Consider the following 12,021-nt stretch of genomic DNA (forward strand, 5'->3'; position numbering starts at 1 on the left):
GTGGTTCTATGGCAATGTTAAAAGATTGCGCAAGGATGTGTGAAGGCTTTGGTCTTGTTGAAGGGGCGAATAATGCTCCTGCAACTTATGTTGTAGAGCGTGCCTTTGTGGGATGAAGGAATTGGGGCTATTTTTTTGCTTTTGTCATGTACTTTTAAAAAAAACAATAGTTTTTCAAATTTCTTCCGATGAAGATCGGATGATGATTTGTGGTTCTATGGCAATGCTAAAAGATTGCGCAAGGATGTGTGAAGGCTTTAGTCTTATTTGAAGGGGCGAATAATGCCCCCACACCTTCACGTTGTAGAGCGTGCTTTTGTGGGGCAAGAGGAGAGTTGTGATGCAGTATACGCTAACGCACTAATTGAATCCCAATCCTTTGTTGAAATGAGCTGTTGGGGCGCTACCCAAGAACCGCCAACACAAAAAACGTTAGGAAGTTGGAGCCATTGTGTTGCACTTTTTTGTGTTATACCACCTGTGGGGCAAAAGAAGATTTCAGAAAAAGGAGAGGTTAATGCTTGAATAAAGTCAAATCCTCCAGCGGCTTTGGCAGGAAAAAATTTAAGATATGAATAGCCTTTATCGAGTGCTTGCATGAGTTCACTTGGGGTCATTGCACCAGGAAGAAGAGGAGTTTCACTATTTTTTGCACAATTGATTAATTCATTTGATAATCCGGGGCTTACAATAAATTTTGCTCCAGCTTTTTCGGCTTGTTCGTAGTGTGTTGTGTTGAGAATTGTTCCGGCTCCAACAATTGCTTCAGGGACTTCTTGTGTAATGGCTTGAATTGCTTTGAGGGCATGTGGTGTTCGCAAGGTGATTTCAATTGTTGTTAATCCACCTTTGACAAGAGCGCGTGCTAAGGGTACAGCATTTTGTAGATTGTCAATGAGCAAAACAGGTATAATGGTTTGTCTTTGCAAATATAATAAAAGTTTTTCTCTTTTTTGGCACATGATATTCTTTCTTCAAGATGATATTGTAAGCACAATATGTTAAAGAGTAAATGAATAGATCTTGAAATTGGATGAAACGCACGTTATGGCAAAACACATGGAAAAGAATTTTAAAGTTGCTGCGCTTTATTGCTTTGCAGATTTGAAGCATTATCGTCAATTACAAAAGCCTTTACAGGATTTATGTCAAGCAAAGGATATCAAAGGGACCCTGCTTTTAGCACAAGAGGGAATTAATGGAACTGTTGCTGGTTCTTGTGAAGCCATCGAAGCGTTGATCGATTTTATTAGGGCTGAGCCAGCGTTTCAAACGCCGGAGATTAAGTATTCATGGGCATCAAAAATGCCTTTTCATCGCATGAAAGTGCGGTTGAAAAAAGAAATTGTGACCATGGGGGTTGAAGGGGTTGATCCGCTAAAAGTTGTTGGGACTTATGTCGATCCTGAAGACTGGAATGCTCTTATTCAAGATGAAGAGACCATTCTCATTGATACGCGTAATGATTATGAATATGCGATTGGAAGTTTTAAAGGAGCCATTGATCCCAATATTAAAACATTTCGCGAATTTCCTGAATGGGTGCGTCAACATGAGGCTGATTTAAAGAAGAAAAAGAAAATTGCTATGTTTTGTACGGGCGGTATTCGTTGTGAAAAATCAACCGCCTATGTTCGTGAACTTGGCTATGAGCAAGTGTACCATTTAAAGGGGGGAATTCTAAAATATCTAGAAAAAATTCCCAAAGAGGAAAGTTTATGGTGGGGTGAATGTTTTGTTTTTGATGAGCGTGTTTCTGTTCAACATGGTCTTGAAGAATGTGGACGTGAACTCTGTCGCGCGTGTCGTTCGCCTCTGAATGCTGAAAGCAAATTATCGCCTCATTACGAGGAAGGTGTTTCGTGTGATGCTTGTTATAACACGCGTAGTGAAGCTGATAGAGAGCGTTTTCGTGAGCGCCATAGGCAATTTCAATTGTTGAAGTTGCGTGCAATTGATTCGCATCAAGGGACATAAGGATATTGTTGTATCGGGATTTAAGTTTTAGCTTTTTTCTCTTAAATTTAAGAGAGAGCTATCTTTGATCTTTGTAGAAGAATATTTCTTTATAAGACCGAATGTTATTCGGTCTTTTGGTCTGCGTTAAATTATCCAGTTATATAAATAATCATTATAGATCATTTGCTTCCCGTTATTTGATAGGATTGAGTATTCAAGTACTTTTTATTTTAAAATGGAGAAGCTGTTTTCTAACAGTTTAGCACATTGATTTATAACCGTTTATCGTTTCTATATTGAATGAGAGATCTGAAAATCGTGAGAATTCTCTCACTTGAAACTTTTGCTTTATTGAATCAATCAAAACCATATCTTTTGCACGTTACCAGTGGGGAAGGTTGTGTGGCGTAAAACGATACAAGAAAAGACATACCTTTTAATGAATCGTCTCAGGTTTTAAGAACTGTCGTAACATTGGTGGTTTAGTATGTGATGATGCTTGGTTTGCTCTTTTACGAAGTCTCAAGATAGTGGGGCCCAATAGATTTATATTATTTCATAGGGGGACCATTGTATCATTTTACGGGTGCTGGCTTGAGATGAGTTCAAGTGCTTTAAGAAATATCTCTTTAAAGAAAGCAACTAAAGATGCAACCCAACTATATTTCGTTTGGGATATGCTATTTTACATGAGGGGCGTGATTCCATTCAAAAAACGATAAACAAAAGCATGAGAACATACGTCATTTTCATGATTTAAAAGGCATTGCTTTAGATGTTTTTGAAAACCATAAAGCTGAGCGAACAAATGATGTAAAAATGGGTACTGGTTGTAAAATTTCATATTTTTCCAAAATTAGGCTTTTTCCTCGTTTTACGAGAGTGGAGGGAAAGCGATAGTTTTAAGAAAAAAATATGAGAATGAATAAGATACGACACATTAAGAGAAGATGAAAAACAGCTTTCAGGTTAAGACAAATGGAATGATAATAGGCGCGTATAATTTCAAAACTTAAATATAGTGCATTGATTTATAATGATAATTTAGTTTTAATAAAAGATTTGAATATTATAAAATTTACTTTTTGCAGATTGGAGGATGACGAATCACATATCACTGATACGTTCCATGGGAAAGTCTGTGGAAAAAAACATTTAAGATAGTAATGATATATCTTAATGGAGGTGTTGCTGCAATATCGGGCGTTGGCAGATAGAATGGGGGCGTTTGTTTATAATTTCATAAGTATAAAGATGGTGATATGCAGTTGAGTTATACCAGAGCAGCTCTATTGTATGGGGGATTTTGCGTGGTAGCTTGTTGAAGAATGGGGGGAAATGGATATTGAAAGCACAGATATTTTTTAAGATATCAATGAGCAAGATAAGGGTGTTTTGTTGGGGCAAGGATATCATCATCTACAGATGATATTGCTTCAGCCCAGATCTTCCCAGATTCCAATGTTGGTATTCTTTGCATTTGAGAGGATTCATAAGAGGTATTTTATTCCTTTTTTCAACTGTTTTGTAGCTAGACGCTGTTTTATACGTGTGATGTACAAGCGAATAATTTTGATTGATTCATTATAAGAGAGGGGGAAATGAAAGCATTTTACGGTGGAACTCTTGATCTAAGGTCAAAACAATAAAGTATCAATTATAAATGAATATATTGAATACGATATTTTACGTTGTTTTCTATAGATGGTGTTGGAAAATAGAATAAGGAAGAGAAACAAGAGGCGCTTTTAAAGTCATTTATGTTGTATGGGTGGTGGAGGGGCGTAATCCCATGAAAATGGAGGAATGGCTTTATTGGGTGGAAGAGAGTGTTGTTTTTTTGCATCATATTCTCTTTAAAAATTAAAAAATGTTTAAAACTAAAAAAGTGATTGAAATGAGAAAGGATTCATTTTATAAAATCTCTTGCCCAAAGTCGCACGTGCCTGTGGGTGTCCGCTGGTTCTCAAATGGTGAGATTAACCGGTACGGTACCTGGAACTAACCGCTCCAGTCATTCTTACAGCCAATTGCAAGAGTGAGGACATCTTGAAGCAACGACGGTGCGGGCCTTTCTGGTGTCTTCCAGCTTTTAAATGCTGGGATAACTATAGAGGCACACCTCATTGCCTTCAGTGCGGAAGTAGTTTTCTCAATTCCAATCAAAAAGGCAGATAAAATGGAATGACGCGTTTTTCGCGCTGTTCTTTCGCTGCATGCAATGCTAATTTCTGATTTTTTTTATAATCAGAATGGGGATGGTTGTTGTGTGTTTTTTGTCCTTTGGTTTTTGGCAGCTTTGGCTGTCTTAAGCATAGAGTGGGGGAGCGTTCCCTCAAGGAGAATTGCAGATGGCAACGCAACGTATTCGCGATTTTCTTGCAACACATCGTGGTGAAGGTCCATGCCTTATTGTTGACCTTGATGTTGTTCGTAACAACTATTTAAATTTTGAAAAAGCTCTACCGCAGTCTCGTATTTTTTACGCAATAAAGGCGAACCCAGCGCCTGAAATTTTGCGTTTGCTCTGCTCTTTAGGATCTTCTTTTGATGCGGCTTCTGTTGCGGAAATTGAAATGGCTTTAGATGCTGGGGCAACACCAGAGCGGATTTCTTTTGGAAATACGATTAAAAAAGAGTGTGATATCGCGCAAGCCTATGCTTTGGGTGTTTCACTTTATGCGGTTGATTGTATTGAAGAAGTAGAAAAAATTGCACGTGTAGCCCCTAGAGCACGTGTTTTTTGCCGCGTTCTGACCGATGGAAAAGGGGCAGAGTGGCCTTTGTCTCGCAAATTTGGTTGTGTTCCTGCTATGGCGGTTGATGTGCTAAAACGCGCAAATCAATTAGGTTTGCAAGCCTATGGTGTTTCTTTTCATGTTGGGTCTCAGCAGGTTGATCTGAGTGCGTGGGATCGTGCTTTATCGGATGCTGCTAGTGTTTTTAAAAATTTGGAACAAGAGGGTATTTCATTAAAGTTAGTGAATATGGGAGGTGGTTTTCCAACGCGTTATTTGAAAGATGTTCCTACAGAACAAGTTTATGGCACGGCAGTTTTTGATTCATTAAAAAAGCATTTTGGTAATCGTATTCCTGAGACAATTATTGAGCCAGGGCGTGCGATGGTTGGCAATGCTGGTGTTATTCGCACAGAAGTTGTTCTGATCTCTAAAAAAGCAGACAATGATAATGTCCGATGGGTTTATCTTGATATTGGAAAATTTAATGGTCTTGCTGAAACTATGGATGAAGCCATTCGTTATCCTATTGAGACCCCTCATGATGATAAGGTTATGGAGCCTTGTATTTTGGCTGGACCAACATGCGATTCGGCTGATGTTCTCTATGAAAAAACACCTTATCCGCTTCCTTTATCTCTAACGATAGGAGATAAGATATTGATCCATGGAACGGGTGCTTACACAACAACTTACGCATCTGTTGCTTTTAATGGTTTTGAGCCTTTACGATCGTATGTGATCTAAAACTTCCTTTTAACGATAGGCTTTTTAGATTTTTTGCTATGCTCGTCATGGCGCTATAAGAGGGCGGTCATTGAGATGAACATGATTAATTTTCAAACAAAAGATGGCGCATGTTTTACACTTTCATTGGAGCAAGAAGCAGATCAGTTTGATCGAGAAATTTTGCTTGATGCAACGATGGGGTATGGACGTAAACGTAAATCATCAGAGGCTTTACGTCGTGGTCGGTTAGCGGCTCAGGGGCTTTCTTTTGTGGTTAAAAATGCGCTTGGTGAGCTTGTAGGGAGTGTCCGTCTTTGGCATGTTTCTTTTTTTAAAGAAAAAAATGAAATACAATATGCTTTACTTTTGGGGCCCTTGGCTGTTGCAACTGAATGTGCTGGTATGGGAATAGGGTCAATTTTAGTTCGTCATGCAATTGAAACAGCAAAAAAATTGGGGTATGGCGCTATTTTATTGGTAGGCGATTCTGAATTTTATCAACGTTTTGGTTTTTCAAATCGCTTAACAGAAAATTTGGCAATGCCTGGTCCTTATGAAAAACATCGTTTTCAAGCTTTGGAATTGATACCGCACTATCTTTCTGGATGTTATGGAATTTTGGTTGCTCGTGGAGAACGAGACGTTTCGAGTCGTTTTCAGCAGCATAAAGTGGCTTGAAGATTGTATTTATTTCATTTTTAACACAACACTGTTCGTATTGAGCGAGCTTATTGCTTGGTGGCAAAGTGTTTGTACAAAGTTTTGGGAAGGTGTTTTGTGATTGTGTTGCGCGGACTTTCTTTATGGCGCTGATTTTTTATTTTTGAGCGTTTTAATTAAGTTCACAGCAATATATCGAAAGCTCATTTTTTTGAAAGTGTGTGCCTATTTCATAATATGGAAAGAAACCGACTTCTTGAATGATTTTGAATGCTTTAGCCAGTATCATCTAAAAAATCCAGCCCTCCATATCATTGGTCGATTTTGTATCGAGACGGCATTCTTTTTTTTTCAGCTTTTATTTTTCTGCTTGTGAGGAGATAAGGGAATAGGTTTTGATTGATGCATCCTCAATTGCTGCCAAATAGAAAGATATTTATGATATTCGGATTGTGCATTATAATATGCAATATGATAAATTATATTTATCAATCAATGTATTCTTACGAACGAGAGCTTCTCATTTATATCCTTTATATCCTTGAATTTTTCATATCAGAAATGTTGATTGGCTTATCTGGAAAAGGATATTGGAAGCATTTCTAAAGTATTTTAGGGGAGATTTAATAATGTGCGTTTTTGAGAAGTTAAACAAGTGTGTAGATATTTATCCTGAAGATAGGGTTGCTGTCATTCATAATTGTGGATTCATCACTGCACAATTGGGGCATAGAAAGAAATCATTCATTGTTTAACTTTTATTCAAAAAAGAGAGGTATTTTGAGAAATCTATACGCTTTTAGCGTGTGTTGAATGACGGGGGAGAAAAATGTGCGATGGTCAAATCAAAATTATAGGAATGAGCTTCTTTAGAAGAACATAAAAAAATAAAATCACCTGTTTGAAAACTTTAAAAAAAAACATACTCTTACTTCTTTTACCCTATAAAGATAATGGCTTCTAAAGACAATGTTTTGCAATTGGCATGAGCATGTCGGTTATAGGATGATTTTCTCATTTTAAATTTTCACATTCAGAATCAAAAAATGTTGTCTTGAACCTTATAAGGGAAAGGGGGATGTGAATAAAAATCAAAAAGATCATACATCTTTTATGCCCCCCTTAAAAGGGAAAACCCCATGGGGAAGAAGAAAAAGAGAATGGTAATCTATTCGTGTAAGCATAAAAAGAATCAAGCGTAAAAAATCTTATAGAATCATTTCCATACAGGACATCACGTAAAATAGGAGTGCTAGAAAGATGAGAGATCTTATGGCGCAAATATTTTTTTAATATTTTTTGCGACCTATCGTGAGAAATAAAAAATCTTTATCAAAAGAATTTCTTTATTTTTATGAAAAACTTATTGATTGATAAGGAACATTCATGCTTTTTGCATTTTTTACCTATTGAATTAGTACCTTTAAATCTCGCGCGTTTTTGTCGTTCCAAATCTGTTCCATATTCAATCCATCAAAGTCATGTCTTTTGCACGCTATAAGCAAGAAGAGTCGTGTGAAGCAAAACTTTACAAGAAAGGCATACTTTTTATGAATTGTTTCAAATACCAAGGGAGTCACAATATTGGGGCTGTAAAAGCGTTTGACGATAATGGTTTGTGACTCCATAACGGTAAAGATGGGATCTCAATGGTGTGGAGCACCTTAATGGGGGCACGCCCTTCACGAAGAACAGAACATCCCAAATGGAATATAGATATGTTGCCGATTCACGGGTTTGTTTTAAAAGAAACATCTTTCAAAGCGGTATACCACCTTTATTCCGCGAAGGCGCCTGTAAATGGTATAACGATAGAGCTATTGAACATCCCCATCTTTACGCTTATGGAGTAACAAGCTAGCACCATCATACACTTGTGCCAGCCTTTGAGTGTTGCGGACCAACTTTCGGGCTTGTAAGACGCTTCATGAAAAGCTATTTTTATTATACAGTTTTTACTCACACGCCAGCCCCGCTTTTGATGTGCCAAGCAAGTGATTTTGATTGATTCAAGATAAATAGATTTGAAATGATTAGAATCATACGCTATTGAGGTCTCTTAATTCAAGTTGAATAAAGCTAAATTATCCATATAAATCAATATGTTATTCTTTATATAAGCTTTTTGTTTGTTATTCTCTAAAACAATTTTTCATGCGAAAAGTTATTTTTTTAAATGCGTAAAGAGCTCGCATTGAAAAGAATGTTTATCAAAAGAATCATTTAGAAGTGCGTGTATTGATTGAGAAAAGATAAAGTGAAAACGAATCGGGGAAAGTGATAAAAATAAAAAATAGTCCTCAATTTAAATTAAACTTAGTGACTGGGGGGAGAATCATCTGTAAGAGGTGGTATTTTTTTGAGAAAAATGGTCATAAATCCCAAAATACCAAAGATGATGGTTATGATAAAGAAAATGTCACTAAAAGCCATAATCGTTGCTTGTACACGGACCATACCAAACAGTTGAGAAAGAGCAAGTGTATAGGAATCAAAGGTTTCTGTTTTTAAGAATAAAGTAAGCTTTGAAAGCATTTCAGTTGCTTGTCTGTTTGCGTGGTTGAGCGTTTCGGCTATTCGTTCGTAATGGAAGTCTGTACGTTTTGTCATGAGAGTGCTAATAATGGCAAGTCCTACAGCACCACCCAGATTCCGTGTAAGATTAAAAAGCCCAGAAGCATTTTGCATTCGTTCTGGTGGGAGTGTTCCTAAGGCAATATTATTAACAGGAACCATACATACCATTATAGAAAAACCACGGAAAACTTGCGGCCAAAAGAGTTGCCAAAAATCCCAGTTGTCCGTAATAGAACTCGCCATCCAAGTTCCTATTGCAAAACCCAAAAGTCCTATCGCCATCATTAAACGTGCATCGATTCGTGCGGAAAGATATCCAGCAAGAGGGGCGGTGAATAACATGACCAATCCTGAAAGAAACAATGTTTCTCCAATCATGAGGGAATCATAATGGCGGATTTGGCTCAAATAGACAGGATAAAGATATGTGAGTCCATAAAGACCGATGCCTATGGAAAAGGAAAAAATGGATGCAGCAGAAAAATTAAAATTAGAAAAAGCCGTAAGATCAACAATAGGCTCTTTTGCTGTAAAAGCACGCCAGAAGAAGAGGGTGGCAGACAAGATCATGAGAATAAATAAGTCCCGAATCAGCTGATCATTCAACCAATCATGACCTGCACCCTCTTCTAGTACATATTCTAAAGTTCCTAGAAAAACAGCCATAGAAATGAGTCCCAACCAGTCAAATTTAGCCATGAGAGATGGATCTGCTTTATCAAAATCAATCAATTTCCATGCGAGAATTGAAATAATAATGCCAAAAGGCACATTAACGAGAAAAAGCCAGTGCCATGATAAGAGATGACACAGATATCCTCCAACCGTTGGACCAATAGTGGGGGCCAGTGTTGCGACGAGTCCAACAATAGGAACGACAATTGGACGTTTGGAAGGAGGAAAAATAACATAAGAGGCGACAAAAACGGTTGGGATAATTCCTCCACCAATAAAACCTTGCAATGCACGGTATATAATCATCTCGTTAATGGATGTTGCTGTTGCACAAAGAATAGAGGTAATCGTAAATCCAACAGCTGAGATCGTAAAGAAAACGCGTGTTGAAAGCAATCTTCCTAAAAATCCAGAAAGGGGCAACATGATGATTTCAGCAATGAGATAGGAGGTTTGAACCCATGAAATTTCTTCAGAGCTTGCAGCAAGACCAGCTTGAACTTCAGCTAAAGAGGAGGCAACGATTTGGATATCCAAAATAGCCATGAACATACCAAAGGCCATAACTATGAAAAGCACAATGTTACGGATTTCTATACGCTCTTGCGATTGTATGGGCTTTGGTATGGAAGATGTCATAATAATAGGGCCATTTGTTTGTTACTATAAGAGACTTTTATCTTGTGGTTTTGTACGTGTATCAATTTCTACAGAAACACTCATTCCCGCTCGAATATATCCGGTTTTTAGCGCTTCTTCTGGAATAGAGATACGTACCGGAATACGTTGGACAACCTTAGTAAAATTACCTGTGGCATTTTGTGGGGGGAGAAGGGAAAAAACAGCGCCTGTTGCGGGCGAAATAGAAAGTACTGTTCCTGTAAAGACCTCCTTTTCGAAGGCATCTACAGTAATATAGGCTGTTTGCCCAGCGTGGATGTTTTGCAATTGTGTCTCTTTATAGTTTGCTTCAACATAGAGCGCGTGTATAGGAACCAATGCCGCAAGGCGTTGGCCATTTACAACAAAATCTCCTGTTTTTGCAGTTAAATTTCCAATAATTCCATCAAATGGTGCCCGTATAATGGTTGAATCAAGATCACGTTGTGCTTTTTCACGTGAGAGTTCTAAACTCTTTGTTTGGCTTTCTGTTTCACTCCGTTGTGCTTCTAACACTTGGATATTGGCATGGGCTGCAGCTATTTGTGCCTCCGCACGGTTAACATTCGCAATGGCTTGTTCATAAGCTGATTTGGCATCATCAACATCCGATTGAGGAGCATAATGATTGGCTTTCAGCTCTATTACACGTTTTAAGGTGAGTTGCGCATTGGTTGCTATGGCTGAAGCGGCTTCTTTTTGTGCTTTTGCATCATCTAAAGCACTCCGTGCTGCTGTGATTTGTGCATCAATGCGTAGAAGTGTTTTTTTCTGTGTGTTAATATGTGCTTTTGTTTGATCCAGGGCTATTTGATAATCCCCATTGTCTAAGTAAAATAAGATATCGTCTTTTTTTACAATTTGGTTGGCTTTAATAGCAACTTTTTCTATATATCCATTTAATTTAGGTGCGATAGCCGCTATATCTCCTTGCACATAGGCGTCTTCAGTAGAGAGCATATAACGCCAATGTGTTATCCACTTATAACTAAACCAAAGTACAAGAAGTGCAAGAACGATAAGAAGAGCCTTAATTAGTTTCTTCTGTTTTGTTTTATTGAAATTTTTGGTTGAAAAAATTGTCTCAGCTATGGACATGATTTATACTTTCAATATCTATATTCTTAATGAGTATTATAAGCCCATCATTCTGGTCGTGATATATATGCAAGGGCGATAAGAGCTTTTCAAATAACAAAGTAGTTTTTGAAACATAATGCTAAATATATGGACTTGCAAGTTAGAGATCTTATTTTGTTGCGCATTTTTTGCAAAGGCCTCGTACTTCTAGGGTGCTTTTGTGTGCTTGGAAGTCAACAGCCTGAACCATTTGTTTTAAACTCGATACAATCGTTTGATTTTGTATTTCGTTGACTTTGCCACAGTTTTCACAAATGATGAAGGTGGTAAGTTCGTGTTGACACTTTTCGGGGTGTAAACAGACCATAAAGGCATTAACACTTTCAAGACGATGAATGCATTTTAATTGCACGAGTTTTTCTAGTGCTCGGTAAACTTGGAGAGGTGCACGAAAACCTTCTTCACGTAAATGATCAAGAATCGCATAAGCACTTAAAGGCCCTTTTGCATTCTTTAAAGTATTCAGAACCAATGTTTGGTTACGCGTCAGTTTAGATGACATTGACACCTTCCTTTTGCTCTTATGAAAAAGCATAATGGGTGTAAGATATTTATGCAATGGTGATTATAGAATATGTAGCTTGTCTTTGAGTCTTTTACATGAAGCACATCGTAATATTTAAGGAGAGTTATAACTATTGTGAGAGGAGGGGAATTATGATCTAAGAGCAGCCGTTACTCCACAAGGAACTTTCATGCAATTCGTTTTTATGATTGAGAGGTATGGTTGTTTGTACTTTTCTTTAAATAGCCTACTTTTTAATTTACGTTCTTATTTTTAGTGTAATACATTGGAATACAACTTTTAATTTTATATTTTTATTTTTAAAAAATTGAAAAAATGATATTGACTCTTTAGTTGAAAGGGTACTATATACGCTAA

8 protein-coding genes and 2 pseudogenes are annotated in these 12,021 nt (G+C 37.4%); 6 read left to right on the forward strand and 4 right to left on the reverse strand.

Translation table 11 applies throughout. The features are described 5' to 3' along the window. Both FNZ60_RS07955 and FNZ60_RS10660 read left to right on the forward strand, forming a co-directional pair. Positions 1–116 (forward strand): annotated as a pseudogene (locus tag FNZ60_RS07955) (ferredoxin--NADP reductase); the annotation flags it as partial. Between the two features lie 59 nt (positions 117–175). After that, positions 176–324, forward strand: a pseudogene (locus tag FNZ60_RS10660) (ferredoxin--NADP reductase); the annotation flags it as partial. Here FNZ60_RS10660 and eda read toward each other — a convergent pair. Continuing rightward, complete coding sequence (gene eda / locus FNZ60_RS07960) at positions 297–962, reverse strand: bifunctional 4-hydroxy-2-oxoglutarate aldolase/2-dehydro-3-deoxy-phosphogluconate aldolase (protein WP_142417067.1); 666 nt, start codon at positions 960–962, stop codon at positions 297–299. The pseudogene FNZ60_RS10660 and the gene eda sit on opposite strands and share 28 nt — an antisense overlap. A 97-nt stretch (positions 963–1,059) precedes the next feature. Between eda and trhO the strand changes: the two genes are divergently transcribed. From trhO to FNZ60_RS09760, 4 genes are all read left to right on the forward strand, one after another. Further along, complete coding sequence (trhO, locus tag FNZ60_RS07965) at positions 1,060–1,977, forward strand: oxygen-dependent tRNA uridine(34) hydroxylase TrhO (protein WP_142417073.1); 918 nt, start codon at positions 1,060–1,062, stop codon at positions 1,975–1,977. 2,333 nt (positions 1,978–4,310) lie between these two features. Then, positions 4,311–5,444, forward strand: a complete 1,134-nt coding sequence (locus FNZ60_RS07970) for a type III PLP-dependent enzyme (RefSeq protein WP_142417068.1) — start codon at positions 4,311–4,313, stop codon at positions 5,442–5,444. 75 nt (positions 5,445–5,519) lie between these two features. Then, positions 5,520–6,104, forward strand: a complete 585-nt coding sequence (locus FNZ60_RS07975; RefSeq protein ID WP_142417069.1) for a GNAT family N-acetyltransferase — start codon at positions 5,520–5,522, stop codon at positions 6,102–6,104. A 1,631-nt stretch (positions 6,105–7,735) separates the two neighbouring features. Then, complete coding sequence (locus FNZ60_RS09760; RefSeq protein WP_185913538.1) at positions 7,736–7,939, forward strand: hypothetical protein; 204 nt, start codon at positions 7,736–7,738, stop codon at positions 7,937–7,939. 463 nt (positions 7,940–8,402) lie between these two features. Here the strand turns inward: FNZ60_RS09760 and FNZ60_RS07980 are convergent, their stop codons facing one another. The 3 genes from FNZ60_RS07980 to FNZ60_RS07990 form a co-directional block, all read right to left on the reverse strand. Next, on the reverse strand, positions 8,403–9,977 hold the full coding sequence (locus FNZ60_RS07980; protein ID WP_142417070.1) for a DHA2 family efflux MFS transporter permease subunit: 1,575 nt from the start codon (positions 9,975–9,977) through the stop codon (positions 8,403–8,405). A 24-nt stretch (positions 9,978–10,001) separates the two neighbouring features. After that, on the reverse strand, positions 10,002–11,096 hold the full coding sequence (locus FNZ60_RS07985) for an HlyD family secretion protein (protein ID WP_142417071.1): 1,095 nt from the start codon (positions 11,094–11,096) through the stop codon (positions 10,002–10,004). Between the two features lie 151 nt (positions 11,097–11,247). After that, positions 11,248–11,640 carry a Fur family transcriptional regulator gene (locus FNZ60_RS07990; protein ID WP_142417072.1) on the reverse strand — a complete coding sequence of 131 codons (393 nt, stop codon included), beginning with the start codon at positions 11,638–11,640 and terminating at the stop codon, positions 11,248–11,250. Positions 11,641–12,021 lie beyond the last annotated feature (381 nt).

The organism is Bartonella massiliensis, assembly GCF_902150025.1.
GTDB lineage: Bacteria > Pseudomonadota > Alphaproteobacteria > Rhizobiales > Rhizobiaceae > Bartonella > Bartonella massiliensis.

Excerpts from the sequence above, each read along its gene's own strand:
- eda (WP_142417067.1), bottom strand. The coding sequence starts at position 962 with ATGTGCCAAAAAAGAGAAAAACTTTTATTATATTTGCAAAGACAAACC.
- FNZ60_RS07980 (WP_142417070.1), bottom strand. The coding sequence starts at position 9,977 with ATGACATCTTCCATACCAAAGCCCATACAATCGCAAGAGCGTATAGAA.
- FNZ60_RS07970 (WP_142417068.1), top strand. The coding sequence starts at position 4,311 with ATGGCAACGCAACGTATTCGCGATTTTCTTGCAACACATCGTGGTGAA.
- trhO (WP_142417073.1), top strand. The coding sequence starts at position 1,060 with ATGGAAAAGAATTTTAAAGTTGCTGCGCTTTATTGCTTTGCAGATTTG.
- FNZ60_RS07985 (WP_142417071.1), bottom strand. The coding sequence starts at position 11,096 with ATGTCCATAGCTGAGACAATTTTTTCAACCAAAAATTTCAATAAAACA.
- FNZ60_RS07975 (WP_142417069.1), top strand. The coding sequence starts at position 5,520 with ATGAACATGATTAATTTTCAAACAAAAGATGGCGCATGTTTTACACTT.
- FNZ60_RS09760 (WP_185913538.1), top strand. The coding sequence starts at position 7,736 with ATGGTGTGGAGCACCTTAATGGGGGCACGCCCTTCACGAAGAACAGAA.
- FNZ60_RS07990 (WP_142417072.1), bottom strand. The coding sequence starts at position 11,640 with ATGTCATCTAAACTGACGCGTAACCAAACATTGGTTCTGAATACTTTA.